Origin of the sequence: Kribbella sp. NBC_00662 (genome assembly GCF_041430295.1) — a bacterium.
GTDB lineage: Bacteria > Actinomycetota > Actinomycetes > Propionibacteriales > Kribbellaceae > Kribbella.
Genome location: NZ_CP109029.1, coordinates 946,564 through 971,993, shown reverse-complemented (window position 1 = coordinate 971,993; position 25,430 = coordinate 946,564). Strand labels below are relative to the sequence as shown.

Sequence of the window (25,430 nt, the reverse complement as noted above, 5' to 3'; positions counted from 1 at the left end):
ATATCGGCTCGTCACCTGACCGGTTCGACAGGTGCGTCCGGCATCGAATTCCACCGGTGGAATTGCGGTACAGATCACACTTTCGGCCCTGGGAGGGCGAGATGCGGTTCGGTCTGGTGGGGACGGGCGGCTGGGCGGCGCGCACGCACGCGCCGGGGCTCACGGCGGCGGCCGGGGTCGAGTTGGCCGGCGTCTGGGGGCGGCATCCGGAGAAAACGGCCGCCTTCGCGGGTGAGTTCGGCCTGGCGTCGTACGACGACTACGCGGAGTTACTCGAGTCGGTCGACGCGGTCGCGTTCGCCGTACCGCCGAGGGTCCAGGCCTCGATGGCGCTCGAAGCGGCCGCGGTCGGGAAGCATCTGCTGCTCGACAAGCCGGTCTCCGACTCGCTGGACGACGCCCGGGCGCTCGTGGACGAGGCCGCGGACGAGGGCATCGCGTCGGTCGTGTTCCTCACCCAGCGGTTCGAGCCGCCGATGCGGAAGTTCTTCGCCGAGCTCGAGGCCACCGGCGGATGGAGAGGCGGCTGGAGCCGCATGCTCGCCTCGCTGGACGCGCCGGGCAACCGCTACACGAACTCGATCTGGCGGCGTGAGGAGTGGGGGTCGCTCTGGGACGTGGGTCCGCACGCGCTGTCCAACCTGTCCGCGATGCTCGGTCCGATCGGCGAGCTCACGGCTGTCGGCGGCGCCGACGGTCTGATCCACATGGTCCTGACCCACGAGTCCGGCGCCACCAGCACCGCCAGCATCACCCTGCTGGCCCCGCCGGAAGGCAGCAACTTCGAGACCGGCGTCTGGGGAGAGGCCGGTACGGCGCTGCTCCCAGAGCGCACGACCGCCGCCGCGGACGCGCTCCGCCTCGCTGCGGAGGAGCTGGTCGTGGCAGCGGAGTCAGGTGAGTCGCACCCGACCGACGTTGCCTTCGGCACTCGCATCGTCGAGCTGCTGGCCTCTGCGCAGAAGCAGCTCAGCGCAGGGCGATAACCGTGTCGGTGCCGGACGTGAGGACCAGATTGCCGATGGCACGCGGATCGCGATTGCACGAGATACCGGTGGGCAGCCGCACCTGACGGAAGCCGGTCTGGCTGATCACGTTCGCGATGCAGCCGGTGGCGCCGCGGCTCAGCGAGATGACACGACCGTCCGCTGTCACGGTGACCTTCACGCGTGGGCTGACCGACGCCTGGGTCTGCCAAGCAGTCAGACCGGTATTGGCGTCGATGGCCGTGACGATCGTCTTGCGGTTCTCCAGGCTGCTCGGGCCGGGGCAGTCCACGACGATCAGGTACTTCCCGGCGGCGTTGAGGAGAGTGCGGCAGGACCAGGTCCTCGGCACTTCCCAGCGCCAGCGGACGTCGCCGGTTCGCGGCTCGATCGCCGCGAGAGCAGCTGGTACGTCGGAGTCCCCGCCGGGCTCGGCCACGACCACCAAGCCCGCGACTACGACCGGTCGGCGGTACGTGTCCGACGTCTTGCTCCACAGCTTCTTGCCGGACTGGACGTCCAGTGCGGCCATCTCGTCAGGCCGGTCGTCGCAGGTGTGACTGACGAACGTGACCACGGTCTCGGCCGTGGCGATAGCGCCCAGGTCGGTGCAGTCACCGGAGTCGTACGTCCAGCGCTCGTGGCCGCTCGGGTCCACGCCATGGAGCTTGCCGGAGCGCTCGCCGGTCAGAAGCGGCTGGGACTGTTGGATGAAGCGGTCCCTCGTCCGACCGGGCCACGCAGCCTTGCGCTGACCGGTGTTCGCGTCGAGCAGTAGATAGCCGACGTCGGCGAACTGGGCGAGGACGTAGTCGCCGTTGCCGGTCGCTGCGATGACGGGCTTCTCGTCCGAGTCGGACCGGCTGTAGCGCCAGCGCAGTTCACCGGTGGCTGCGTCGAGCATCTCGACCACGCCGCTCGGGCGCGGGATAGCGATGCCGTAGCGAGTGCCGATAGCTTCCTCCGCGCCGCTGCCGACGACCGATTCGCTGACCCAGGCGACGTTGCCGTCCAGGACGGACGGAACAGCCTTGCCTGCTTCCTGTGGTGTTCCCTCGACTCTCTCGTTGGAGCCGAGCACGTAGCCGCGCGACAGTGGCTGGATGATCAGCAACAGCGTGAGCGCGACCGCGGCCGGTGCTGCGAGCCAGGCGAGTTGCTGGCCCAGGTTGCGCGCGGGGAGGAAGCGGGCCGTCCTGGTGCGGAGCAGTGACGCCACCAGAGCAGCGGCGCCGGCGATCAGCAGCAGGAGCAGTGCGGAGATCATCAACGGAACGCGGAGGCCGACGCCGACGGCAACGTTCGTCCGGGGTGCCTGCGCCCACGCGACGAGCAGTCCGGTCACTGCGATCGCCAGTACGGCGCCGGCGATCAGGCGGGCGCGCTGACTGGCGCTGCGGGCACAGCGGAACAGGATCGGTGCGCTGAAGAACGACAGGACCGCCAGCGCGATCGGTGGCCAGCCGGGTTCGTCCTGCGTCGGTGGGGTTTGCCAGGAGGCACCCGAGGCCGCGATCGCGACGACGGCGGCAGCAATCGCCGTGAACGTGGCAGTCGCGGTCAGTGCGGCTTGTTGCCAACCACGCCACGGGGCGGGGAGCTCACTGTCCAGTCCGGCCAGCTCTGACTCGAGGTTGACGCGGGCGACCGGTCCGAGCCGTTGGCGGGCCAGTTGCGTGCGGTACAGGTGACCGTCGAGCAGTTCGCGTACTTCGTCGTACCGGTGCTCGAGTGCGGCCTTGCGGTCGCCCGCGTCGCGTCGTACCTCGGCGGTGTGGACGGCGTACCGGCTGGGGTCGGAGGCGAGGATCGCGTTGACCGCGTCGAGCAGTACGTCGCCGTTCGCGTCGCGGCGGGGTGGGGCATAAGAGTCGGGCGGCGGTGCGGCCAGGTCACCGGTCAGCCGGATCAGCCGGGACACCTCGGCGATGCGGATCGGCGGTACGCCGTACTGCGGGAGGAGTTGCTCTGCCAACCGGGCTGACGCCTCGGCGTCCTCGGACGGAGTACCGCCGGGCTCGTGCACCGCGCGGTGGAACCAGGCCGCGAGCCGGACGCTGGTCGGGTCGGTGGAGAGCTGGATGAACGAGTCCAGAGCGGTGAGGACGATGCCGAGGTACTGGTCGCGGTACGCGCGGCGGTTGCGGTCGACGTACCGCGCGATGAGCTCGTCCGCGAGGGAGGCAGACCCGGGCACCAGGTCAGCCCACCGCGCCCGAAGCTCCACCACTGCTTCAGTCTGCCAGCCGCACCTCTACAACCAGCCCTCGATCACCCCACCGCCACCTTGCGGTTGGCGTGCAGGTTCACCGGGTGTGTGCGGACGGTTACTGCTTGGCGGACAGGATGCCCGTGAGCAGGCCCGGGTACAGCGCCTCGAGGTCCTCGCGGCGGAGGACGCTGATCCGGCGGGTGCCGTCGGTGTGGGTGGACAGCACGCCGGCCTCGCGGAGTGTCTTGAGGTGATGCGCGCGGGTGGACGCGGTGACGGGGAGCTCGATCTCACCGCAGCAGACACCTGCCGGGTTGTCGGCCAGCGCGCGGACGATCGTGAGCCGGACAGGCTCGCCCAGCGCCTGCAGAACCGCTTCGACGCGGATCTCGTCCCGCTCCGGCTGCGGGAGAACCTTGGTGGCCATACGTCCATAGTACGACGTCGGTCGAAGTTCGATGAAGATCGTAGTACGATGACGGTCGAACTAGTGAACCTCTCCCGGAAGGCCTTCGATGTCCGCACGGATCTACCTGCTCGGCGCCGGCGCTTTCGCGGTCGGCACCAGCGCGTACGTCGTGTCCGGTGTGCTCCCCGACGTCAGCTCCGAGCTGCATGTCTCGCTGACCGCTGCGGGCCAGCTCGCCACCGCGTTCTCCCTGTCTTACGCGATCGGTGCGCCGATCCTGTCCACGCTGACCGGCCGGTGGGAGCGCCGTACGCTCCTGATCGCCGCACTGGTCCTGGCCGCGCTCGGCAACCTGATCGCCGCGCTGGCCGTGAACTACCCGATCCTGATCGCCGGCCGCGTAGTGGCCGCGCTCGGCGCCGCCATGTACACGCCGGCGGCCACGCTGTTCGCCACCAGCCTGATGCGACCTGAGGAGCGAGGTAGAGCAGTCGCCATCGTGTTCGGTGGTCTGACCTTCGCTCTGGTGCTCGGCGTACCTGCCGGCACATTGCTCGGCCCGAACCTGGGTTACAAGGGCGTCTTCGCACTCATCACCGCAGTCGCCGTACTGGTCGCGATCGCCGAGCGGGCCGCGCTGCCGAAGGTCGACGCGCCTCCGGCCGTCAGTCTGCGCGAACGCTTCGCCGGTGTGACCGACCGACGGGTCCAGATCATCCTGGCGATCACAGTCCTCGCAGTGCTCGCCGCCTTCAGCGTGTACATCTACATCGTTCCGCTGCTGAAGCACACCGCCGGCCTGACCGGCAACGCCACCAGCCTGCTGCTTCTGCTGTACGGCGTGGGCGCAGTCATCGGGAACTTCCTCGGTGGACGAGTGACGGACCGCTTCGGCAGCCTGCGCACCCTGGCCGTTCTGATGATCGGCATCACCGCGGTCCTCGCCACACTCGACGTCACGCTGACGACCGAGGTGGGCGCCGGTGCCGCCCTGCTGGTGTGGGGCATGCTGACCTGGTCCTTCAACCCGCCCATCCAGAACCTGTTGCTAGAGCTCGGTGGCGGCTTGCTGATCTCGCTCAACGCCTCTGCGATCTACCTGGGCGCCGGACTGTCGGCCATCGTCGGCGGACTGGTCATCCAGTCGTTCGGCGTCGGCTACCTGCCGGTGCTGGCCAGTGCCCTGTCGCTGGTTGTGCTCGGCCTGGTCTACGCGCTCTGGCGTGACTCCGCACTCCAGCGGGTCGAGGAGCTCGAGCGCGAGGAGGACATCTTCATCACAGCCGCTGCCGAGTAAGGGAGGACCTGCGGTAGGGCAGGCTTCTGCCCATGCGTCTGCTTGCCGGTGTGCTGTTGCTCGCCTCCACTCTGACGGGGTCCGGCGATCCGGCGGCAGTGGTCGACGGCTGGAAGACCTCACCGGTGTACGTCGATCCGACGCAGCGGTCGCTGGTACCGGACAAGGACGCCGCCGAGCTGGCTGAACGGGTGAACGGGCACGACCCGGCGATTCACATCGCGGTCGTGCCCGCCGCCGTACTCAAGGCCGGTGACCAGAGTGCTGCGGCCCGTGCGTACGTCGACCAACTGGTGGATCGTCAGCAGGCGGACGGCATCTACCTGGTGGTGTTCGGCGGTGCGATCAGCTGGGGGAGTGCGGTCGGCGTCGACACTCCGATCGCGGAGATCCTCACCGACGAGCTGGGCAAACACAGCCGCTCCGATCCGGTCGGCACGCTCAACGGCGTGCTGGACCAGCTCGACGTACCGAAGGCGTCATCAGGTTCAGGATGGCTGTGGGCCGTACCGGTTGTTCTGGTGATGCTCCTGGCTGCTCTGCTCCTCGCCCGTTCGATCCGTTCGCTGGCGCGCAAGAAGAACAGCGGGCCTGCGTTGTACCGGCCGTCGTACGAAGTGCTGCCGGACGAGGTGGACACGGTCGACGAGCGGCGGGCGACTGCTCGCGAAGATGTGACGCGGTTCGGTGAGGAACTGGATGCCGCGGACGTGCGTCTGGACGGCGTGGACACTGCGGCGGACGTGCAGGCGGCGATGGATGCGTACGCCGATGCCGGACGCGTGGTCGACGGTGAGCCGGACGACGACAAGCTGCGCGCAGTCCGGGCCGCGGTCGAGTACGGGCGCTGGCGACTTGCATGTGCGCAGGCGAAGATCGCCGGAACGCCTGCTCCGGCCCGCAGAGCCGCATGCTTCTTCGACCCCGGTCACGGCATGTCCGTGACCGATTGGATGTACACGCCACCCGGCGGCCGGCCCCGGGAAGTCCCGGTCTGTAGTGCCTGCCGCGACCGCCTCTCGGGAGGATCACGATGAAACGTCTGCTCGGTGCGTTCGCCATCATTGCTCTGTCGGCGCTGCCCACGCTGCCGGCGCATGCGGCGACGGATCCCGACGCCTACATGAACACTGTGGCCAGTCATCTGGGTGACACCGGAGTCTGGGTCGACCCGGACGTGAAGGAGCTGACCACCAGCGAGGTCGCCGAGCTCGACGCCGCGGCCAAGAAGGCGGCAGCTCCGATCCGGATCGCCGTGATCCCGGCTTCGAAGATCAACACGTCGGACAGCGGGTACTACGTGAACCTCGCCTGGGAAGGAGAGGAGATCGCTGACCAGCTGTACGACCGCGTCGGCGTCGAGGGCGTGTACGGGGTACTGGTCGATGCGAGCTCGGAGTCCCAGGGCCGCGGGTTCCACGCCGTACAGCGAGCAGACCACGGGCCGACGTACTTCGTCGGTGACGCTGTGGACCAGGCGGTCGACTGCTGCGCGCCGGACTACGAGCCGATGCTGGAGAAGTTCATCGAGCGCGCACAGGTGGTCAACAAGCCGTTCTACGTCGACGCCGCGCCGTACGCCGGTGGCCTGGCTGGGGTGATCGGCCTTTGGTACGGACTCACTGCCTGGGGAGCACGCCGGGCGCGGCGGCAGGATGAGAAGGCGCACCTCAACGTCACCAGACCGCTGCTGGACGAGGAGATCATCGCGCTCTCGCAACAGGTGTCCACGTTGCCGACGGTGTCCGACCCGCAGCAGTCCAAGCTGTCGAAGGACGTGCTCGACACAGTTGAGAAGGCACGGCACCGGCTGGACGAGGCAAAGGGCGACAAGGACATCGAGGCGGTCACCACACTGCTCGGCTCCGCCCGCTACGGGATGGTGTGCCTGGACGCGGTCCGCGCCGGCAAGCCGATCCCGGAGCCGACGGCGCCGTGCTTCTTCGACCCTCGGCACGGACCCAGCACGGATGAGATCGAGTGGAAGCCCGAGGACGGCGCAGCGCGAGCGGTCGACGTCTGCGCGGCCTGCAAGCAGCGGGACGAGGCGGGCGAGGAGCCCCAGATCCGGATGGTGAAGGGCTGGCAGCTCTCGACGCCGTACTGGGAGCACGGCGAGGACCTGGCCGCGTACGTCGACGGATACTGGTCACAGGGCGACGGCCGGCAGTGGTGGTTCCCGGACTCGGACTTCCGGCGGCGCGGCGAGGAGATGCGGTCGCGCTGGCGGTCCCGTCGGCCGGGAGCACGCTTCAGCCGGTTCAGCTCGGACGTCGGTAGCTCTGTCGGCGACTGGGCGGCCTCGTCGAGCAGCAGCTCAGGCAGCGGCGACAGCTGGTCCAGTGGCAGGTCGCGGAGGTCGAGCTGGTCGTCACGGACCCGCTCCAGCGGCGGCGGCTCGTCCCGTCGCTCGTCGCGCCGGTCCGGTGGCTCACGCGGCTTCTAAAACTTCAGGCAAGTCTTCGTTGTGTACGACGACCAGTGAGGTGACGGCACGGGTCAGGCAGACGTAGAGCCGACGGAGACCGGTCCGCTCGTCGGCCTCACCTGCGACGATGCCGGCCGGCTCCACCAGGACCACATGGTCGAACTCGAGACCCTTGGCGAGAGACGCCGGTACGACGTCCAGGTGGGCGTCCACGTCGTCCTCATCGCCCAGCACCGAGAACGCCATACCGTTCAGGGCCTTCCGGGTCGCAGCGACCAGAGCGTCCGGAACGATCAGCCCGATCGACCCGGGACGCTCAGACACCTCACGTACGGCGGTGACCGCGGCGGCGAGGCTGTCCGGTACGCGGGAGATCGTGAGCTCACCGCGCGCCCGTCGTACTGCGGTCGGCGGCTTGAGATGCGGTGCGATCGTCGGGAGGAGACGGGCGGCGTACTCGATCACCTGGCCCGGGACGCGGAAGCCTGCGGTCAGCTCTTCGGTGTGGGCGCCTGACTTGCCCAGATGCTTCAACGCGTCGTCCCAGGACGGCGTCGCCCAGGGCGTGGTGCCCTGCGCGATGTCGCCGAGCACAGTCATCGAGCCGGTCGAGCAGCGCCGTCCGACAGCGCGCAGCTGCATCGCGGAGAGGTCCTGTGCCTCGTCCAGTACGACGTGGCCGAGTGACGGCGTGCGGTCGACCAGATCGGCGATCTCGTCGATCAGAGTGGCATCGGCGACGGACCACTTGGCCGCACCGGCGGAGCGCGGCACCTTGTCCCAGATCAGCAGCGCCTGTTCCTCCGGGGTGAGGATGCCGTCGGCGTGCTCGGCCAGCAGCTCCGGGTCGGTGAAGAGGCGGAACAGCAGCTTCGCCGGGTCCACAGCCGGCCAGAGTGCCTCGGCGTACTGCTTCACCGGTCGGCTCCGCGCGACCGAGTCCTGCACGCGGTCGTCGGGGGAGTCACCCGCCGCCTCCATCCGCAGCAGCACCGCGTGGGCCAGCCGTTGCGGCAGCATCGCGCGGCCGGCGCCGTACCGGATGCCACGGTTACGCAGCTCGGTGATCAGCTCCTCGGCCTGGTACGCCGCGACGCGCCAGCGGTGCGCTCCACGCGGCACGACCAGCGACTCCTTGGGCAGGTTGACGTTCGACCAGACGGCCCGCTGCAGTACTTCGGCCATCCGGGCGTCGCCCTTGAGTACGTCGACCAGCGCCGGCCCCGGCCCGGCGATCTTCACCCGGGCGACCAGCTCCTCGACGGTGGTCTGCTTGGCCTCGATCTCACCCAGTGCGGGGAGGACGTCGCCGATGTAGCGCAGGAAGCTCGCGTTCGGGCCGACCACGAGCACACCGGCCCGGCTGAGCTGGTCCCGGTACGCATAGAGCAGGTACGCCGCTCTGTGCAGCCCGACTGCGGTCTTCCCGGTGCCAGGCGCTCCCTGGACGCAGATGGTGTCCTCGACGCCGGCCCGGACGATCACGTCCTGCTCCGGCTGGATCGTCGCGACGATGTCACGCATCGGGCCGGAACGCGGCCGCTCGATCTCGGCGTCCAGGATGTTGCTGTGCTGCTCGACCTGCCCGCTCGCGGTGAGGTCCTCGTCCTCGAACGCCGTCATCTCGCCGTGCGTGAATCCGAACCGCCGGCGTACCCCCACGCCCATCGGCTCGGTCTTGCTGGCCCGGTAGAACGGCACCGAGATGTCTGCTCGCCAGTCCACCACCAGCGGCTCGCCCAGCGCGTCGTTCACGTGCCGGCGGCCGATGTGGAACGTCTCGTCGGTCGGCTCGATGTAGTCCAGCCGGCCGAAGAACAGCGGTACGTCCGGGTCGTCCTCGAGCTCCTTCATCCGCCGGTAGATCGCGGCCTTCAGGAACTCCTGGTTGACCCGGTCCGCACTGTGGATCTCCAGTGCGCCGGTCTTCTCCCGCATGACCGCCAGTGCGGCGCGGGAGTTCTTGAGGTAGTCCTTCTCGGCCTGGAGGGTGTCAGACGTATCGGGGGGCATGGAGAAACCTCCGGCAGCAGTGGGGGAGCCCAGCTACGTTACTTGAGCACCTTCCGCGGTGGTACCGAATTACGCGAGCGTGGCCTGTCGGCGTGCAGTCCGGACCGGAGCAGGAACGGCAGGCTGGCCGCGAGCAGTAGCAGCGCGACGATGCCGTCCAGCCAGTAGTGGTTACCGGTCACGACGACCACGCTGAACGTGATGACCGGGTGCAGCAGCCATAGCCACCGCCAGCGCGACCGGGTGATCAGGATCATCGACAGCGCGATCAGTGCCGCCCAGCCGACGTGCAGGCTCGGCATCGCGGCGAACTGGTTCGCCGGCCCGCCGGTGTGGTCCGGGCCGTACACCGACTGGCCGAACCGCAGCCCGGTGTCGATGAAGCCGGGCATCATCCGCGGCGGCGCCAGCGGGAACGCGATGTGACCGACCAGTGCGAGTCCAGTCAGCGACACCATCGTCCAGCGGACATGCGAGTACGCCTTCGGCCGCCAGATGCTCAGCCAGAGCAGTACGGCGGCGGTCAGCGGTGCATGCACGCTCGCGTAGTACAGGTTGGCGCCTTCGACCAGGTGCGGGAACTGCAGTGCCCAGTGCTGGATGGTCGCCTCGTTCGGCAGGTGCAGCCAGTCCTGGAGCGACAGCACTTCGTGAGCGTGGTCGAACGCGGAGCCGGTATGCCGGGCCGCGATCTGCCGGCCCGCACTGTAGACGAGGAAGAGGGTGGCCAACAGGACTGCTTCCCGTACCACCCTCCAGAAAACCTGGACTCCTCTTTGCTGCTGTTCCCCACCCTGCCCCACCCGCTCCAGCGCTTCGATCCCCATACTTTTCGACGGTACCCGCCGTTCCCACAGGGTTTGCCCAGGCGCAACCCTGGCGTTGCCCTGGGCAACCCCCGAAAGGCACTTTGAGACGGACCTGTGATCAGCCCTTGACGGCGCCGGTGAGAACGCCTTTGGCGAAGTGCCGCTGCAGGAACGGGTAGATGACGAGGATCGGCACGATCGAGACGACCAGGATCGCCATCTGGATCGACGCCTGCGGTGGGAGCAGCTCGGTGCCCAGCTCGGCGCTGCCCAGTTGCGTGTCGTTGATGACGTAGGTCCGCAGTACCAACTGCAACGGCCAGAGCTTGGAATCGTTGAGGTAGAGCAGCGCGGAGAAGAACGCGTTCCAGTACGCCACCGCGTAGAACAGCCCGATCACCGACAGCACCGCCTTCGACAGCGGCAGCACGATGTACGTGAACGTCTTCAGCTCACCCGCGCCGTCGATCCGGGCGCTCTCGGTGATCTCGTTCGGCAGGTTCATGAAGAACGCGCGCAGTACGACGACGTTGAACGCGCTGATCATCGTCGGCACGATCAGGGCCCAGATGCTGTCCAGCAGCCCGACGCCCTTCACGGTCAGGTACGTCGGGATGATGCCCGGCGAGAACAGCATGCTGAACAGCACGACCAGCAGGATCGGCCGCCCGGCCGTGAAGCCGGGCCGCGCCAGCGCGTACGCGAGCAGACACGACACGGTCAGACTGAGCAGCGTGCCGATCACGGTGACGAAGATGCTGACGAACAGCGCCTGCGTCACCACGCCGCCGGCGAACAGCGATTCGTACGCCGCGAAGTTCACCGACTTCGGGAACAGCACCAGGCCGCCGGACTCGTTGATCTGCTTGTTCGGCGCCACGCTGGTCGAGATCACGCCGACGAACGGGATGATCACGACCGCGCAGAAGACCAGCAGTACGAGGCCCTTGAAGGCCCGCATCGGCCAGCCGGGCATCGGCACGCCCTGGACGATCTTGGTACTCATCGCTGGTACACCCCCTGCTCGCCGAAGATGTGGGCGACCTTGTTCGCGGTGAGGACGAGGATCACGCCGACGACACCCTTGACCAGGCCGACCGCCGCGGCGACACCCCAGGCACCGCCGAGTACGCCGTTGTTGTAGACGTACGTGTCGAGTACTTCGCTGACGTCCCGGCCGACCGCCTGCTGCTGCAGGATGATCTGCTCGAACCCGACCGTCAGCGAGTCACCCAACCGCAGGATGAACAGCAGGATGATGATCCCGCGCAGTCCGGGCAGCGTGACGTGCCACAGCTGTTTCATCCGGCTCGCGCCGTCCACACTCGCCGCCTCGTACAGCTGCGAGTCGATCTGGGACAGCGCGGCCAGGAACAGGATGGTCGCCCACCCGGTGTCCTTCCAGATGATCTGCGACGTCAGCAGCACGTGGAACAGCTCGGAGTTCCCGATGATGTTGATCGTGGCCAGGTCGTGGGAGCGCAGGTAGTTGTTCAGCAGCCCGCTGCCGCCGAGCATCTGCTGGAACAGCGCGACCACGATCACCCAGGACATGAAGTGCGGCAGGTACAGGATGCTCTGCGCGATCCGCTTGATCCGCTCGGAGAACAGCGAGTTCAGCAGCAGTGCGAGCAGGATCGGCGCCGGGAACACGAAGATCGACTGCAGGCAGGTGAGGATCAGCGTGTTCTTCAGCGCCCGCAGGAACGCCGGGTCGCCGTTGAAGATCACGCTGAAGTTCTCCCAGCCCGACCAGTCGCTGCTGGTGATGCCGAGGAACGGCTGGTAGTCCTTGAACGCGATCACGTTGCCCAGCAGCGGCACGTAGTGGAAGACGATGATCAGCGCGCAGCCGGGCAGTGCGAACAGCAGCAGGACGCGGTCCCGCAGCAGCCGCCGGCCGAGGCTCAGCTGCTGCTGCGGGCGCTTCGAGGACCGTTGCAGCATTACTTCCCGCCTGTCGCGGTGAAGGCGTCCTGCAGCTCGCCGCGGATCTTCTCACCGCCCGAGGACAGGAAGGTCTTGACCGCGGGCGCCCAGTCGGACACCGGCTTCTTGCCCTGCACGATCTGGTTCTCCAGGTCGGTGAGTACGCCGGTCAGCTGACCCCACTGCTTCGACATCGTGTCGGAGTACAGGCCGTACGACGCGTCGTACACCAGCCGGTCCGCGACCTTCTGCTGGATCGCGTGCTGCTTCTGCGGTACGTCGGGCTTGCCGGCCCAGTAGAGCGCCAGCGTCGAGTCCGAGATGTACTGCAGGCCGATACCCGTCTCCACGACACCGGTCTTGGTCGGGACCGGGTCGGTGCCCTGCATGGTGTAGTGCCGGCCGGCCACGCCGTACTTGCGGAACAGGTACTCCTCGGTGCCGAACGGTGCGGCCATCCAGTTCGCCACCTTGAGCAGCGTCTCCACCGAGTGCTTGGTGGACTTGTTGAACGCTGTGACGTTGTTCAGCGCCGCGCCCATCCACACCTTGCCGTCACCACTGCTGAAGCCCGGTACGTCGAGCATGTTGACGCCGAACGCGTCGCCCGCGGTGTTGTCGGAGTAGTACTGGTTCCAGGCCACGAAGCTGTCGTAGTCGAAGGCCGCCGTACCGCCGTTGAACCACTGCTTGCGGGCCGCGGCCTTGGCGCTGAACGTGTCCGGGTTGACGACACCGGCCGCCACCATCTTGCGGCTCGCCTCGAGCGCGTCCTCGTTGCCGTCCGCCTCGAACACCGAGGTGAACTTGCCGCCCTCCTGCTTCCAGTTGTTCGGCAGGCCGAGCATCATCCGGATGTACGACGTGGGCACCCGCGTCCACGCCCAGCGGTTCTCCTTCGCCGCCGTCATCTCCTTGCAGATGTCGAAGAACTCCTCGAAGTTCTTCGGCGCCGGGTCCTTGATGCCCTTCGCGGCGAGCAGGTCGGAGCGGTACAGCGGCAGCGACGTACGGGACATGCCGCGCGGCACCGGGACGCCGTAGATCGCGCCGTTGAAGACGCAGCCCTTCCAGAACTCGGTCGGGATGTTGGCCAGGAACGGGTACTTCTTGACCGCGTCGCCGGACAGGTGCTCGGTCAGGTCCATCGCCTTGGCCTTGAGCAGCCCGGGGATCTGCGGTGTGCCCGGCGGGACGTTCAGGATGTCCGGCAGGTCGCCGCCGGCGATCCGGGTGGCGAACTTGTCGTTGTACTCGTCGTTCGACGCCATGCTGATCTGCAGCTCGGAGCCGAGCCGCTTGTTCAGCTCCTGCCAGAACTGGTTCTTGTCGACCGACGGCGGGATCGCGCCCGGGATGTTGGTCATGAACGTGATCGGCTTGCCGTCACCCGGGACGTCGGTGATCGCCTTCACCGGGTTCGCCGGGTACTTCAGGAAACCGTCCAGCACCACGTCGGTGCCGGGCAGGTCCGGCTTGATCTCGCCGTACTTCGTGTACGTGGGCAGCTTCACCGCCGAATTGACGGCCGCGGTGTTCTTCTTGTCCGACGCGCACCCCGCCAGCAGCGGCGTACCCGTGACCGCGACAGCGGCGGCGGCCAGGCCACCGCCGAGGAAAGTTCTTCTGCTGACTGGCATTGGGCCTCACTTCCGTCGGAGGGCCACACCATGACATAGTACGTCCTATGTCTTCAAGAGTCGGCGCGATGGAAATCGTCTTCGACCCCGCCGGGAGCGGTTACCACACATTCCGGATCCCGTCCGTGGCGGCGCGGGGTTCGCTGGTGCTGGCGTTCTGCGAGGGACGGCTGCACGGGTCCGGTGACGCGGGGGAGATCGAGATCGTCCTGCGGCGTTCGCTGGACAGCGGTCAGACCTGGCTGCCGCTGCAGGTGGTGTCGGCCAAGGCCGGCAAGACCTGCGGCAACCCGGTGCCGCTGTTCGACCCGGTGTCCGGGGACGTCGTGCTGGTCACGGTGGAGAACGGCGCGGACGCCGTAGAGATGTCACTGGCTCGCGGCACCGATCCGGAGTCGGGGCGGCGCGTGTTCGTGCAACGGTCGTCGGACGACGGTGCATCGTGGACGCCGGCCGTGGAGATCACGTCGCAGGTCAAGCCGGCGGACTGGGGCTGGTACGCGACCGGGCCGTGCCACGGGATCACGCTGCGCTCCGGACGTCTCGTCGTACCGGCGAACCATTCGTACGTGCCGTCGGAGCCGGTGGAGGACTTGATCCGGCTGAACGGCGGGCATTGCATCTACAGCGATGACGGTGGCGTGAGCTGGTCCGTCGGCTTCGTCGACCGCAACGACGGCGCGGAGATCAACGCCAACGAGACCACGGTGACCGAGCTGCCCGACGGACGGCTCTACTTCAACGCCCGCAACCACCGGGGCACCGGACCGGCCCGGGTGCACGCCTGGTCGTCCGACAGCGGTCAGACGCTCGATGCGCCGTACGCCGGGATTCCTGAGATCACCGCACCGGGTATCCAGGGCAGCGTGCTGTGCCTGCCGGACGGACGATTGCTGCTGTCGACACCGGTGGACCCGTCTTCGCGGCGCGAGCTGACTGTCTTCGTGTCCGAGGACTCCGGTGTGTCGTGGGAGCCGGCCCTGGTCGTGCACGAGGGCATGGCCGGCTACTCCGATCTCGTGCTGCTGCCGGACGGCTCGGTCGGGATTTTCTACGAGGCCGGTGAGACGTCCTCGTTCGCGACCTTGCGCTTTGCCACATTCGCCTTTTGAGGTTGGGAGACCCCTTGACCGCATCCGCCCGTTTGACCGGCGTCGTACCGCCGCTCGTCACTCCGCTCACCCCGTCGTACGACGTCGACACCGCATCGCTGGCGCGGCTGATCCGGTACCAGTTGGCCGGGGGTGTGAACGGGGTGTTCGTGCTCGGTACCTCCGGTGAGGGCACGTTCCTGACCGACGAGCAGCGGCAGGTCGTCCTGGAGACGACCGTGGCTGAGGTGGGGGGACAGGTGCCGGTGCTGGCCGGCATCATCGACACGTCGACCAGCCGGGTCGCCGCACACGTCTCCGCTGCTCTGAAGGCCGGTGTGGACGCGCTGGTCGCGACTGCACCGTTCTACGCTGCCACGCACCGGGCCGAGATCGAACGCCACTTCACGCGCTTGGCCGCACAGGCCGGTGACACCCCGCTCTACGCCTACGACATCCCCTCCCGAGTAGGCACGAAGCTCCCCGCCTCGCTCGTGATCTCCTTGGGCGAGCAGGGGGTGATTGCTGGAGTGAAGGACTCGTCCGGCCAGGAGACGTCGTTGCGCGAACTGGTGCTGTCCCGCCGCGAGAAGCAGCTGGAGAACTTCGCGATCATGACTGGCTCCGAGGTGACGGTCGACTCCGCTCTCGCCTTCGGCGTGGACGGCGTCGTACCCGGTCTGGGGAACGTGGACCCGGGTGGTTACGTGCGGCTGTTCAAGGCGGCCGTCGCAGGTGATGCGGCGGCGGCAAGAGCAGAGCAGGATCGGCTGTTCCGGCTGTTCGACATCATCAACGTCGCGGACCGGTCGCGGATGGGTGCGAGCTCGGCCGCGCTGGGTGCGTTCAAGGCCGGACTGCATCTGCTCGGCGTGATCGACAGTCCGGTGACGGCGTACCCCTGTATTCCTTTGAACGACACGGAGATCGCCGCGGTCCGGCCGCTGCTGGACCGGGCCGGATTACACTGAGCGGTTCCTGACCAAGGGAGGCCGGCAGTGACAACGGGTGGGCTCAGCCGGGCACGTGGTGCGGCAGGGAACCAGTCCTTCATCCGGGATGCGATGAAGTCGTACATCCTGGAGCGTGGACTGAAGGCGGGTGACCCGCTGCCCAACGAGCAGGAGCTGATGGCGCAGCTCGGCGTGGGCCGGCACCCGTTGCGCGAGGCGATGAAGGCGCTGCAGGCCGTCGGGATCATCGAGATCCGGCACGGGTACGGGACGTATGTCGGCGAGGTGAACCTGCAGTCGCTGGAGGACGGGCTCGCGTTCCGCATGTCCCAGTCGATGGCCGGCGACCTTCGCGACGTACAGAACGTTCTGGAGGTCCGCCAGGCCATCGAGGTCGGCCTGGCCGACGATGTGGTCGCACACTTCAAGCAGTACGGGTACGACGCGTTGGAGCCGATCGTCCAGCGGATGGAAGCCAAGGCCGCCGACGGCGAGTACTTCCCCGACGAGGACTGGGCCTTCCACCAGGCGCTCTACGAGCCCCTCGGCAACGCCCTCGTCATCGACCTACTGTCGGTCTTCTGGCGCACCTTCGCCCAGGTCGACGCCCGCCTCCCCGGCGCCCGCTACACCCCCGCGGATGCCGCCGCCTGGCACCGCGATCTCCTGAACGCACTCGAGTCGGCCAACCCCGACACCTACGCCCACTCGATGAAAAGCCACTTCAACGGCATCCACACCCGCCTGGGTGAGTAGGGCTTTCAGCATCTCGACAGGACGTCTACGCCCACTGTGAGACAGCGGGCGGTCGGCTGAGCGTGCGGACGGACGCCGGAGGTCGACACCTCCTGTCGAGATGTTGCCTGTGGATGAACCAAGGCCGCCGTCCATCAACATCAGGCACCATCCTGGGATGCTTTCGGTCGCCCAGTTCCTGATGTATCAGGGTGGTTGGGCTACCTTCGCCGACCTGGTGAGGGTGGTATCTCGCCACGCGGTTTCCAAGGCTCTCGAGCGCGGCGAGATCCAGCGAATCGCGGCCGGCATCTACGCCTTGCCCGGCCTGCCGGCCGACACTGCGACCGTGCTCGCGTACGACAGCGTTCTCTCTCACGTCAGTGCGGCGGCTGCTTCGGGGCTACCGCTTCTGGTGGCTCCGGAGAAACCTCATGTGATGGTGCCGCCGCATCGTCGCCCACGCCCAGGGCCACCTGCTGTGCTGCATTGGGCCGAAGTCAGTTCCGACGAGCGCCGGGAGCGGATCACCTCGCTGTCGAGGACAGTCCTCGACTGTTCGCGCATGCTGCCGTTCGCCGAAGGGCTCGCCGTCGCCGACGCGGCTCTTGCAACCGGGCGTCTGCACGTGGAGGAGTTGATTGCCGGCGCCGTCGCACTGCGCGGCGCCGGCTGCCCGAACGCCCGCCGGGTAGCGACCGCCGCGACGCCACTGGCCGGAAGTTTCCTGGAATCGATGCTCAGGGCGCTCCTCATCGAGGCCGGTATCGAAGGATTCGAGCCACAGGTCCTGGTGACGAGCCACCGGTTCCGGGCGCGAGTGGACCTGGGCCATCGACGGGCCATGTTGGCGCTCGACGCTGAGGGCTTCGAGTTCCATGGCTCCCGACGGGATTTCGCCGCGGACTGCTACCGGTATGACGAGCTGAACGCCGCCGGGTGGCTGGTGCTCCGGTTCACGTACGAGCAGATCATCGGCGACCCCACCTGGGTGGTGGCAAACGTTCGTGCGGCTCTGGCGCAGCGGCTCGGCTGAGGATTCCTGCATCTCGACAGGAGGTGTCCCTTAAATCTGGGCCGGTGTCCGCTGTGGTGAGCGTGGCGATCACGCGCTCCAGCCGACATCTCCTGTCGAGATGCACATCTCAGGCGAAGAGGTTTTCGGCGTCGACGATCGTGTACGCATAGCCCTGCTCAGCTAGGAAACGCTGGCGGTGGGCGGCGAACTCGGCGTCGATGGTGTCTCTCGCGACGATCGAGTAGAAGCGGGCGGTGCGGCCGTCGCCCTTGGGGCGGAGGACGCGGCCGAGGCGCTGCGCTTCTTCCTGACGGGAGCCGAAGGTGCCGGAGACCTGGATGGCGACCGAAGCCTCGGGGAGGTCGATGGAGAAGTTCGCGACCTTCGACACCACCAGCCGGTTGATCTCACCGGTCCGGAAGGCCTGGAACAGCCGCTGCCGTTCCTTCACCGTCGTCTCGCCCTTGATCACCGGGCACTCGAGCCGTTCGCCCAGCTCGTCCAGCTGGTCGATGTACTGACCGATGACGAGCAGCGGCTCACCCGCGTGATGCTCGGCGATCCGTCGTACCAGCCTGGACTTCGCCGGCGTTGACGCGGCCAGGCGGTAGCGGTCCTCGGGCTCGGCGGTCGCGTACACGAACCGCTCGGTCTGCTCGAGATCGACCCGCACCTCGATGCAGTCGGCCGGCGCGATCCAGCCCTGGGCCTCGATGTCCTTCCAGGGTGCGTCGTACCGCTTCGGGCCGATCAGCGAGAACACGTCGCCCTCGCGGCCGTCCTCGCGGACCAGCGTCGCGGTCAGACCGATCCGGCGGCGAGTCTGCAGGTCCGCGGTCATCCGGAAGATCGGCGCCGGCAGCAGGTGCACCTCGTCGTACACGATCAGGCCCCAGTCGCGGGCGTCGAACAGCTCCAGGTGGGTGTAGACGCCCTTCCGGCGGGTCGTCATCACCTGGTACGTCGCGATCGTGACCGGCCGGATCTCCTTGCGCGCACCGGAGTACTCGCCGATCTCCTCCTCGGTCAGGCTGGTGCGCTTGAGCAGCTCGTCCTTCCACTGCCGTGCGGACACGGTGTTCGTGACGAGGATCAGCGTGGTCGCCGACGCCTGCGCCATCGCGGCGGCGCCGACGATCGTCTTACCGGCACCACAGGGCAGTACGACGACACCGGAGCCGCCGTGCCAGAACGAGTCGACCGCCTGCTGCTGGTACGGACGCATCTCCCAGCCGTCCAGGTCCAGCTCGATCTTGTGTGCCTCGCCGTCGACGTACCCAGCCAGGTCCTCGGCGGGCCAGCCGAGCTTGAGCAGGGTCTGCTTGAGGTGGCCGCGCTCCGACGGGTGCACCAGGACGGTGTCGTCGTCGATGCGTGCGCCCAGCATCGGCTTGACCTTGTTGCTGCGCAGCACCTCCTCCAGCACCGGCCGGTCGGTCGTCACCAGCACCAGTCCGTGCTGCGGGTGCTTCTCCAGCCGCAGTCGCCCGTACCGATCCAGGGTCTCGGCGATGTCGACCAGCAGCGAGTGGGGGACCGGGTAGCGGCTGTAGCGCAGCAGTACGTCGATCACCTGCTCCGCGTCATGCCCGGCGGCCCGCGCGTTCCACAACCCCAGCGGCGTCAGCCGGTAGGTGTGCACATGCTCCGGCGCCCGCTCCAACTCGGAGAACGGCGCGATGGCCTTCCGACACTCGTTGGCGTCCGCATGTGCGGTCTCCAACAACAACGTCTTGTCCGACTGCACGATCAGTGGACCGTCTGTCACCCGTTACTCCTCAATCTCGCCCCGACCTTCCATTGTGCCTGAGCGGTCAATTCACAGAGCCACGGTCACAACCTCGACCAGTAGTTCGGTCACTCGACGGCTCGGGCGGCGGAGATCCGGTGGAGCGCGTAGGTGCGGGGGTTGTCGGTGGTGTCGTCGTAGGCGGTCAGCCAGCCGTCGGCTACGCGGACGGGTTCTACTATGCGCTCGGACGAGGTGCCGTTGTGGTCGACGTACGCGATCCAGGTGCGGCTGTGGGACTCGGCGGCGTTGGTGAGTACGGCGATGGTCTCGGCGGGGGCTGCTGGTTCGACCAGGCCCTGGTCGCCGGGGCGTTCGGCGGCGATGCGGTCGCCGGCGCGGACCTTCTCGATGACTGCCTTCACCTGGTCGTCGGTCAGGTCGAACGCGCTCTCGTTGAAGTCCCGGCTGGTACGACGTCGCGGAGCCTCACCACGTCGCGGCGTACCGGTCACATGGAGCGCCCCGTCGAACGTCTCCGCCAGCGGCGCCAGGCCGGCGTCGCGCAGTCGGGCCAGCACCATGTCCGGCGGCGACGGTGACACCACAACGGTCGGCGCCAACCGGCGGAAGCGAACACCAGGCAGGTTCGAGTTGAGCAGCTGGGTCAGAACGTTCTCGTCATCACACCGCAGGTACGTCGACGCCGTCCCGAGCCGCAGTACGCCGTGCCGTCGCGCAACGTCGTCGATGAGGTACGTGAGGGGCTGGGGCACCGGAGTACGCGAATGCTCCACCAACCACGTGTGCAACTGCTCCGCAGTACGTCCGAGGTCGAACGCGCGCCGCACCGAGCTCTCACTGAACCGGTAGACGCCGGCACCGCCATCTGATTCCACATCAGCCATCGCGGACAGCTCGTCCTGCACGACCCGCACCAGCGGACCCGGCGCGATCGCAGTCAGGTCAGCCTGCAACAGCACCTCGGACACCGGCTCTGGCATCAACGGGTTGATCGCCTCGGCCAGCTCGTCAGCAGTCGGCTCAGCTCCCAGCAACGGTTGCGCATGACTCGCCAACGCACCCAGCCCGGTCAGCCCGAGCAGAGCCGCTTCAGACACGCTCCACTCGACCAGATCGTCCCGGAACTGACCGCCGCGCCGAGGCCGATGCCACGCGACCCACGTCACCACGGTCTCCGGAGCAGGCGCAGTACCGGCACCAGCCCCGGCCAGCGCCTGCAGCGCGAGTATGCGGATCTCCGGCGCCAGCAACCGCTCCAGATCCGGCGCCAGCGCGTTGATCAGCCGCTCTCGCGCAGCCGCCGTGCCAGCGCCGCTGTCCCGCCGGCCGATGAGCCCGATCGCCCTGAGCCCGGAGAACCAGGCGATGACCAGCTGGGCCCACCGATGCGCCAGATCCAGCTCGAGCCAGTCGTCGTAAGCACCCGTGGGCAACCACAGCTCGCTGGTGCCAACCTCCACCGCAGCAACGAGTCCGGCGGCGTACGCGATCTCCAGCACCGCTGCGGTGTTCTGCTCCTCCGCACCGATCTTGCCGGCCACATTGCGCAGCTCACGGACACCGATGCCACCAGTCCGCAGTACGGGAGGCGGCTCCGTCCCCAGCTGCTCCAGGGCTCGGTCAACCAGCCGCACCAGGTCCAGAGCGGCACCCGCCGCAGCCCGGTCGGCGATCGCGGCTGACACCTTCTTGCCGTCCAACGGCGGTGGCACCGGCCTGGTCGACGCCAGCACGCGTCCGCCGCGCAGGTGCAGCCCGATCTGTCGCGGCAGTACGACGGTGTTCGGATCCTTCGGTACGACGAGACCGCGCGCCAGCAACCGCTCGACCGGCGTACGTGCCGAGGCGATCGTCACCGGACGCTCGGCCTTCTCCACCGAACCCGTCGGCGGACCCCAGGTCAGCTTGTCGAGCACAGCCTTCGCATCCGGACCAGCCTCCTCGATCAGCTTGTCCAGATCACCGAAGTGCCGCGTGGTGACCGGTCCGAGTCCCGCAGGTGTCGGCCCGAGCAGTTCGTGTACGGCGCGGATCGGCCGCAGGTCGTCCTCGGTACCCCACACCAGCGCGAGGTCCAGCAACTCGGTCACCCGCGGCCGGACCACCTCCACCGGCTGATCCACACCCCGCGCCAGCGCTTCCAGGTCGACCGGCTCGGGCAGGGCGGACAGCGACTCCAGCAGGTCCACACCGAACTCGTCGAGGCGGTTGACTGCCCGCGCAGCCGACGCGTTGCTCGTCGCCCGCGCTGCCAGCTGCCCGGTGTCCGCAGGAATCGGCAGCGCCAGATCGGGCCGCCGCCGCAGCAGCTCACCGAGCCCGGCGTCGTCCCACGTCCGCAGCGCCTCGGCGAGGGTACGGGGGCGGGTCGGCTCGGTAGTGCTCATCCCTACAACGGTACGGCCCCGCCGCACTCCACCCCAAGGTCGGTCAGGATCTGACCCACAGTTCGGTCGAGTGAGCTCTCCGGACCGATCACGGTCTGCTTGACGCCGTCCAGCAGGTCTCGCTCGCGGTACCACTCCCGCATCGCCTCGACACTGAACGCGCCGGCCAGCTCCCGGGTGGCATGACGTACGGCGGTCTCCTCGAACGGGATGTCGAAGTAGTAGTGCAGCGTCGTCCCACGGTGGTCAGCTGTCAGTCGGCGGAGCATGTCGCCGTAGCGGCCGGAGTTCATGATGCCCTCGAGCACCACGTCGTACCCGTGGTCCAGCGCGTAGCGGGCGTTCAGATCGATCAGTCCGATGTTCACGCCGCCCGGGAGGTCGTGTTCGCGGAGCAGGATCCGCCGGACATGGTCCTGCTCGACCCAGGCCGTGCCGCGGCCGAGGCGTTCACGCAGTGCTTTCGCGGTGGTGGATTTGCCGGAGCCCGAGTTCCCGCGCAGTACGACGAGGCGCGTGGTCGGGCTGCCGGTCACTCTGCTGCTCCGGCGCTCCCGATCCGGTGGAAGCCGACGCGTTCGTAGACGGCCGCTACCGCGTCCGACTCGGCTGAGAGGAGTACGAGGTCCACGCCGTGCGAGAGAGCGTGCTCGACCAGCGCCGACGTGACGGCCGCTCCCAGGCCGCGGCGGCGCATGGACGGGAGTGTGCCGACGCCGACGATCTCCGTGGTGGAGTCGACCGGCTGATGCGTTCCGCTGGCCACCATGCCGTCCTCGGTGAAGGCTCCGGCGCTCACCGAGACACCTCGGAGAGCGCGGTCTCGCAGCGCCGCCACCAGTTCGTCCCGTGTCGCGGCCGCGGCCGCATCCCGTTCCGCCGGTCCAGCGGCGCCGACCGCGGTACCTGGGTCGCTGAACGCCAGGTTGGCGACCGCACGAGCCTGCCGGACCTGCTCCTCGTCCGCGGACAGGATCTCCACGCGGGCGTCAGCCACGACAGGTTGGAAGTCGTCACGCTCCAGCACCAGCAACGGGTGCTCGACCACGGTCAGGCCCGCCGCAGCCGCAGCCGGTCCGAGCGACGGACAGGTGTCCACGACCCACTCGAAGCTCAGCGGGATCTCCAGTTCGGCACACCGCGCCCGCACGAGCTCGACGTCGTCCGGCTTGATCTCGGCGCCGGATCCCGGCACCGGGCGCGCGTAGTACGGCCAGATCGTCGTACTGCGGAACAAGGTGAACGGTCCCACCTGCTCGGCAACCGCGCCGGACAGCGGGACGCTATGGAGGTAGGTGTCGACTCTGGTGATCATCGGAACGCAGTGAATCACTCAGGCCGGTCAACCGCCAACAGATATGTCGAAAGCTGCAACTCGGCTCCGACGTCACAGTCGTCAACGCCGAACTGGAGGGACAGCATGGAGACAGTGACGTCTGCGGACGGTACGACGATCGCCTACGACCGACTGGGCAGCGGGCACCCGTTGGTCCTGGCCGGGGGAGCGCTGTGCGACCGGCAGTCGCTCCGGCCGCTGGCCGACGTACTCGCCAGCGACTTCGACGTCGTGACGTACGACCGGCGCGGCCGCGGTGACTCCGGCGACAGTACGTCGTACGCCGTGCAGCGCGAGGTGGACGACATCGCCGCACTGGTCACAGCTCTTGGCGGTACGGCGGCCATCTACGGGCACTCGTCCGGCGCCGGACTGGCAGCGGTCGCAGCGAGCACCGGGCTGCCGTTCACGCACGTCATGCTGCACGAGCCGCCGTACGGGCCGGACGACGTGGATCCGTCGGACGACGGCGAGCAGGTGCTCGAGCTGATCCGCGAGGGGCAGAACCGGGAGGCCGTCGAGCTGTTCCTGATGATGACGGGAATGCCGAAGCAGGAGGCGCTCGAGTACGCGCCGAGTCTTGCCGACCGCGCTCCGACGCTCGGCTACGACTTCGCGGTGATGGAACACGGCCTGGCCGGCACCGGTACTCCGGTCGATCTGCTGCGCACCATCAAGCCGGAGACGCTGGTCCTCGCGGGTACGGCGTCGGCGCCGTTCATGGTCGACGCGGCGCATCGGATCGCGACGATCCTGCCCGCGGCCGAACTCGTCGAGCTCGCGGGCCACCACCACGTCGTACCACCGGAGCTGCTCGCTCCGGTCCTCACCGACTTCGTCAGTCGGCGATGATCTCGATCGACACCTTGTCGGGGTAGAACGCGACGTGCTCGCGGATGTCCGCGACCGCGTCGTACGGCTGCTCGTAGGTCCAGACCGCGTTCACCCCGTCCGCCCCGGCGGGGAGGACGCTGTAGTACGCCGCGTCGCCCTTGTAGGGGCAGTACGACGCGTGGTCGGTCCGCTCGAGCAGCGTGAGGTCGACGTCCTTGCGTGGGATGTACTGCACCGCCGGATAGTTCGCTTCCTGCAGCGACAGCGCCTCGTGCGTGTCCGCGATCACCTGGTCGCCGACCTTCACGACCACGCGGTCCGGGTTCTTCCCGACGGTGATCGGGTGGTCCGGTCCGGGAATCTTCACAGTCTTCTCCGCCATACCCGCTGACAACCCCGGTCGCAGCGAGGTCATTCCCGGGGAGATCATGTTCAGCGTGGAGCTACGGCAGATCCAGTACTTCGTGACCGTCGCCGAGGTCCTGAACTTCGGCCGCGCCGCCGAACAGCTCGGCATCGGCCAGCCCGGCGTGAGCCAGCAGATCGCCCGCCTCGAACGCGAGCTCGACGTACTCCTCTTCGACCGCTCCGCCCGCGCCATCCGCCTCACCGAAGCCGGCCAACGCTTCCTCCCGGCAGCCCGCACGGTCCTCGCCTCGGTGGAGTCCGCCCGCGCCGCGGCAACCGGTGAGGCCAGAACGCTCCGCCTGGGAACCAGCACCGGTCTGGGAGAACGCCTCGAGACCGTGGTCGCGGAGCTCTCGTCCCAGGACCTGCACGTCGACCTCGTCAGCACCTCGACCCGCGCGAGACTCGACCGAGTCCGCAGCGGCCAACTCGACGCGGCTTTCGTCCGCGGCCTCGACGAAGCAGCCGGCCTGGAGTTCGTCCCGGTCTTGGAAGACGACTTGCTGATCGCCCTGCCGGCTGCGGTCGCTGAGGAGCCCGAGGTCGAGCTGAAAGACCTCCGAGACCTCCCCCTCCGCATCACCCAACGGCGTACCAATCCGCCGCTGGTCGACCTGGTCATGTCGGCCTGCGCCGCCGCTGGCTTCGAGCCCGTCCTCGGCCCCCGCTCCAGCAGCCTCCAGGACACCCACGCCGCGATCGGCGCAGGCAGCCTCAGTTGGACGGTCATCTACGAGTCGCACGCCCGGCTGCTCCGCGAAGGACGGGTCGCGTTCCGTCGGCCGAAGCCGCGGCTCGCGTTGACCACGAGCCTCGCCGTTCCCGCCGGCACCACGGTCGGCGGCGACCTCGCCGTACTGCTCGAAGCCTGCCGGAAGGCGTCCCATCAGTTCGAGTGATGACTGCACATCGGATGTGCGTCTCGTTCCCGGCGGCGACGACGGCTGGAATGGGCTCAGAACCCCACAGAGAAAGGGAATCAGATGCCCATCGTCACCGTCCTGCAAGGCCCGCGGACCCCGGAGCTCAAGCGCGAACTCGTCCAGAAGGTCACCGACGCGTTCGTCGACAGCCTCGGCGTTCCGGCCGAGAGCGTCCAGGTCTGGATCCAGGAGACCCCGCCGGACAGCTGGGCCATCGGCGGCACCCTCACGGCCGACAAGTAGCGAACGTCCTGCCGGCGGCACTCGTG

At 68.0% G+C, this 25,430-nt stretch carries 23 protein-coding genes; 11 read left to right on the top strand and 12 right to left on the bottom strand.

Annotation, left to right across the window (positions count from 1 at the left end):
• Positions 1-101: 101 nt before the first annotated feature.
• Positions 102-986, top strand: a complete 885-nt coding sequence (locus OHA10_RS04910) for a Gfo/Idh/MocA family protein (RefSeq protein ID WP_371404992.1) — start codon at positions 102-104, stop codon at positions 984-986.
• On the opposite strand, the gene OHA10_RS04905 is transcribed toward OHA10_RS04910, so the two are convergent.
• Positions 970-3,216, bottom strand: coding sequence for a PQQ-binding-like beta-propeller repeat protein (locus OHA10_RS04905; RefSeq protein ID WP_371404991.1), 2,247 nt, complete (start codon positions 3,214-3,216; stop codon positions 970-972). The genes OHA10_RS04910 and OHA10_RS04905 overlap by 17 nt on opposite strands.
• A 97-nt stretch (positions 3,217-3,313) precedes the next feature.
• Complete coding sequence (locus tag OHA10_RS04900) at positions 3,314-3,625, bottom strand: ArsR/SmtB family transcription factor (RefSeq protein ID WP_371404990.1); 312 nt, start codon at positions 3,623-3,625, stop codon at positions 3,314-3,316.
• 88 nt (positions 3,626-3,713) lie between these two features.
• Here OHA10_RS04900 and OHA10_RS04895 point away from each other — a divergent pair, with 88 nt between their 5' ends.
• The 3 genes from OHA10_RS04895 to OHA10_RS04885 are packed head-to-tail and all read left to right on the top strand — an operon-like array spanning position 3,714 to position 7,350.
• Positions 3,714-4,904 carry an MFS transporter gene (locus OHA10_RS04895; RefSeq protein WP_371404989.1) on the top strand — a complete coding sequence of 397 codons (1,191 nt, stop codon included), beginning with the start codon at positions 3,714-3,716 and terminating at the stop codon, positions 4,902-4,904.
• Positions 4,905-4,936: 32 nt separating this feature from the next.
• Positions 4,937-5,941, top strand: coding sequence for a hypothetical protein (locus tag OHA10_RS04890; RefSeq protein ID WP_371404988.1), 1,005 nt, complete (start codon positions 4,937-4,939; stop codon positions 5,939-5,941).
• On the top strand, positions 5,938-7,350 hold the full coding sequence (locus tag OHA10_RS04885) for a hypothetical protein (RefSeq protein ID WP_371404987.1): 1,413 nt from the start codon (positions 5,938-5,940) through the stop codon (positions 7,348-7,350). Before OHA10_RS04890 ends, OHA10_RS04885 begins: the two co-directional genes overlap by 4 nt.
• Here the strand turns inward: OHA10_RS04885 and OHA10_RS04880 are convergent.
• From OHA10_RS04880 to OHA10_RS04860, 5 genes are all read right to left on the bottom strand, one after another.
• Positions 7,336-9,345, bottom strand: a complete 2,010-nt coding sequence (locus OHA10_RS04880) for an AAA family ATPase (RefSeq protein ID WP_371404986.1) — start codon at positions 9,343-9,345, stop codon at positions 7,336-7,338. The genes OHA10_RS04885 and OHA10_RS04880 overlap by 15 nt on opposite strands.
• Positions 9,346-9,383: 38 nt before the next feature.
• Positions 9,384-10,076: a phosphatase PAP2 family protein gene (locus tag OHA10_RS04875; RefSeq protein ID WP_371404985.1), complete on the bottom strand. Its 693-nt coding sequence runs from the start codon at positions 10,074-10,076 to the stop codon at positions 9,384-9,386.
• 196 nt (positions 10,077-10,272) lie between these two features.
• Positions 10,273-11,160 carry a carbohydrate ABC transporter permease gene (locus tag OHA10_RS04870; RefSeq protein ID WP_371404984.1) on the bottom strand — a complete coding sequence of 296 codons (888 nt, stop codon included), beginning with the start codon at positions 11,158-11,160 and terminating at the stop codon, positions 10,273-10,275.
• Entirely contained in the window at positions 11,157-12,101 is a 945-nt protein-coding gene (locus tag OHA10_RS04865; protein WP_350859023.1) for an ABC transporter permease subunit, read from the bottom strand. The genes OHA10_RS04870 and OHA10_RS04865 overlap by 4 nt, the downstream gene beginning before the upstream one ends.
• Positions 12,101-13,723 carry an ABC transporter substrate-binding protein gene (locus OHA10_RS04860; RefSeq protein WP_371404983.1) on the bottom strand — a complete coding sequence of 541 codons (1,623 nt, stop codon included), beginning with the start codon at positions 13,721-13,723 and terminating at the stop codon, positions 12,101-12,103. The genes OHA10_RS04865 and OHA10_RS04860 overlap by 1 nt, the downstream gene beginning before the upstream one ends.
• 47 nt (positions 13,724-13,770) lie before the next feature.
• Between OHA10_RS04860 and OHA10_RS04855 the strand changes: the two genes are divergently transcribed.
• The 4 genes from OHA10_RS04855 (at position 13,771) to OHA10_RS04840 (ending at position 17,538) form a co-directional block, all read left to right on the top strand.
• On the top strand, positions 13,771-14,835 hold the full coding sequence (locus OHA10_RS04855) for an exo-alpha-sialidase (protein WP_371404982.1): 1,065 nt from the start codon (positions 13,771-13,773) through the stop codon (positions 14,833-14,835).
• Between the two features lie 14 nt (positions 14,836-14,849).
• Positions 14,850-15,785, top strand: a complete 936-nt coding sequence (locus tag OHA10_RS04850; protein WP_371404981.1) for a dihydrodipicolinate synthase family protein — start codon at positions 14,850-14,852, stop codon at positions 15,783-15,785.
• A 27-nt stretch (positions 15,786-15,812) separates the two neighbouring features.
• Positions 15,813-16,523, top strand: a complete 711-nt coding sequence (locus OHA10_RS04845) for a FadR/GntR family transcriptional regulator (protein ID WP_371404980.1) — start codon at positions 15,813-15,815, stop codon at positions 16,521-16,523.
• Positions 16,524-16,680: 157 nt separating this feature from the next.
• Positions 16,681-17,538, top strand: a complete 858-nt coding sequence (locus OHA10_RS04840) for a DUF559 domain-containing protein (protein ID WP_371404979.1) — start codon at positions 16,681-16,683, stop codon at positions 17,536-17,538.
• 109 nt (positions 17,539-17,647) lie between these two features.
• Here OHA10_RS04840 and OHA10_RS04835 read toward each other — a convergent pair whose 3' ends face one another.
• The 4 genes from OHA10_RS04835 to OHA10_RS04820 form a co-directional block, all read right to left on the bottom strand.
• Positions 17,648-19,288 carry a DNA repair helicase XPB gene (locus tag OHA10_RS04835; protein WP_371404978.1) on the bottom strand — a complete coding sequence of 547 codons (1,641 nt, stop codon included), beginning with the start codon at positions 19,286-19,288 and terminating at the stop codon, positions 17,648-17,650.
• Positions 19,289-19,377: 89 nt separating this feature from the next.
• Positions 19,378-21,660, bottom strand: a complete 2,283-nt coding sequence (locus OHA10_RS04830) for a helicase-associated domain-containing protein (protein WP_371404977.1) — start codon at positions 21,658-21,660, stop codon at positions 19,378-19,380.
• A gap of 2 nt (positions 21,661-21,662) precedes the next feature.
• Complete coding sequence (locus tag OHA10_RS04825; protein WP_371404976.1) at positions 21,663-22,196, bottom strand: kinase; 534 nt, start codon at positions 22,194-22,196, stop codon at positions 21,663-21,665.
• Positions 22,193-22,975 carry a GNAT family N-acetyltransferase gene (locus tag OHA10_RS04820; RefSeq protein ID WP_371404975.1) on the bottom strand — a complete coding sequence of 261 codons (783 nt, stop codon included), beginning with the start codon at positions 22,973-22,975 and terminating at the stop codon, positions 22,193-22,195. The genes OHA10_RS04825 and OHA10_RS04820 overlap by 4 nt, the downstream gene beginning before the upstream one ends.
• 105 nt (positions 22,976-23,080) lie before the next feature.
• Between OHA10_RS04820 and OHA10_RS04815 the strand changes: the two genes are divergently transcribed.
• Positions 23,081-23,848, top strand: coding sequence for an alpha/beta fold hydrolase (locus OHA10_RS04815; protein WP_371404974.1), 768 nt, complete (start codon positions 23,081-23,083; stop codon positions 23,846-23,848).
• Here OHA10_RS04815 and OHA10_RS04810 read toward each other — a convergent pair.
• On the bottom strand, positions 23,835-24,197 hold the full coding sequence (locus OHA10_RS04810) for a DUF427 domain-containing protein (RefSeq protein ID WP_371404973.1): 363 nt from the start codon (positions 24,195-24,197) through the stop codon (positions 23,835-23,837). The two genes, OHA10_RS04815 and OHA10_RS04810, sit on opposite strands and share 14 nt — an antisense overlap.
• A gap of 70 nt (positions 24,198-24,267) precedes the next feature.
• Here OHA10_RS04810 and OHA10_RS04805 point away from each other — a divergent pair, with 70 nt between their 5' ends.
• Together OHA10_RS04805 and dmpI are read left to right on the top strand one after the other, a co-directional pair.
• The gene (locus OHA10_RS04805; protein ID WP_371404972.1) at positions 24,268-25,137 is read left to right on the top strand and encodes a LysR family transcriptional regulator; all 870 of its coding nucleotides are present in this window, start codon (positions 24,268-24,270) and stop codon (positions 25,135-25,137) included.
• 3 nt (positions 25,138-25,140) lie between these two features.
• Positions 25,141-25,404, top strand: coding sequence for a 4-oxalocrotonate tautomerase DmpI (gene dmpI / locus OHA10_RS04800; RefSeq protein ID WP_371407900.1), 264 nt, complete (start codon positions 25,141-25,143; stop codon positions 25,402-25,404).
• The last annotated feature ends 26 nt before the right edge of the window (positions 25,405-25,430 follow it).

What these genes read in the sequence shown, in the direction of transcription:
- OHA10_RS04910 (WP_371404992.1), top strand. Translation starts at nt 102, where the DNA reads ATGCGGTTCGGTCTGGTGGGGACGGGCGGCTGGGCGGCGCGCACGCAC.
- OHA10_RS04900 (WP_371404990.1), bottom strand. Translation starts at nt 3,625, where the DNA reads ATGGCCACCAAGGTTCTCCCGCAGCCGGAGCGGGACGAGATCCGCGTC.
- OHA10_RS04895 (WP_371404989.1), top strand. Translation starts at nt 3,714, where the DNA reads ATGTCCGCACGGATCTACCTGCTCGGCGCCGGCGCTTTCGCGGTCGGC.
- OHA10_RS04890 (WP_371404988.1), top strand. Translation starts at nt 4,937, where the DNA reads ATGCGTCTGCTTGCCGGTGTGCTGTTGCTCGCCTCCACTCTGACGGGG.
- OHA10_RS04885 (WP_371404987.1), top strand. Translation starts at nt 5,938, where the DNA reads ATGAAACGTCTGCTCGGTGCGTTCGCCATCATTGCTCTGTCGGCGCTG.
- OHA10_RS04880 (WP_371404986.1), bottom strand. Translation starts at nt 9,345, where the DNA reads ATGCCCCCCGATACGTCTGACACCCTCCAGGCCGAGAAGGACTACCTC.
- OHA10_RS04870 (WP_371404984.1), bottom strand. Translation starts at nt 11,160, where the DNA reads ATGAGTACCAAGATCGTCCAGGGCGTGCCGATGCCCGGCTGGCCGATG.
- OHA10_RS04865 (WP_350859023.1), bottom strand. Translation starts at nt 12,101, where the DNA reads ATGCTGCAACGGTCCTCGAAGCGCCCGCAGCAGCAGCTGAGCCTCGGC.
- OHA10_RS04860 (WP_371404983.1), bottom strand. Translation starts at nt 13,723, where the DNA reads ATGCCAGTCAGCAGAAGAACTTTCCTCGGCGGTGGCCTGGCCGCCGCC.
- OHA10_RS04855 (WP_371404982.1), top strand. Translation starts at nt 13,771, where the DNA reads ATGTCTTCAAGAGTCGGCGCGATGGAAATCGTCTTCGACCCCGCCGGG.
- OHA10_RS04840 (WP_371404979.1), top strand. Translation starts at nt 16,681, where the DNA reads ATGCTTTCGGTCGCCCAGTTCCTGATGTATCAGGGTGGTTGGGCTACC.
- OHA10_RS04830 (WP_371404977.1), bottom strand. Translation starts at nt 21,660, where the DNA reads ATGAGCACTACCGAGCCGACCCGCCCCCGTACCCTCGCCGAGGCGCTG.
- OHA10_RS04820 (WP_371404975.1), bottom strand. Translation starts at nt 22,975, where the DNA reads ATGATCACCAGAGTCGACACCTACCTCCATAGCGTCCCGCTGTCCGGC.
- OHA10_RS04815 (WP_371404974.1), top strand. Translation starts at nt 23,081, where the DNA reads ATGGAGACAGTGACGTCTGCGGACGGTACGACGATCGCCTACGACCGA.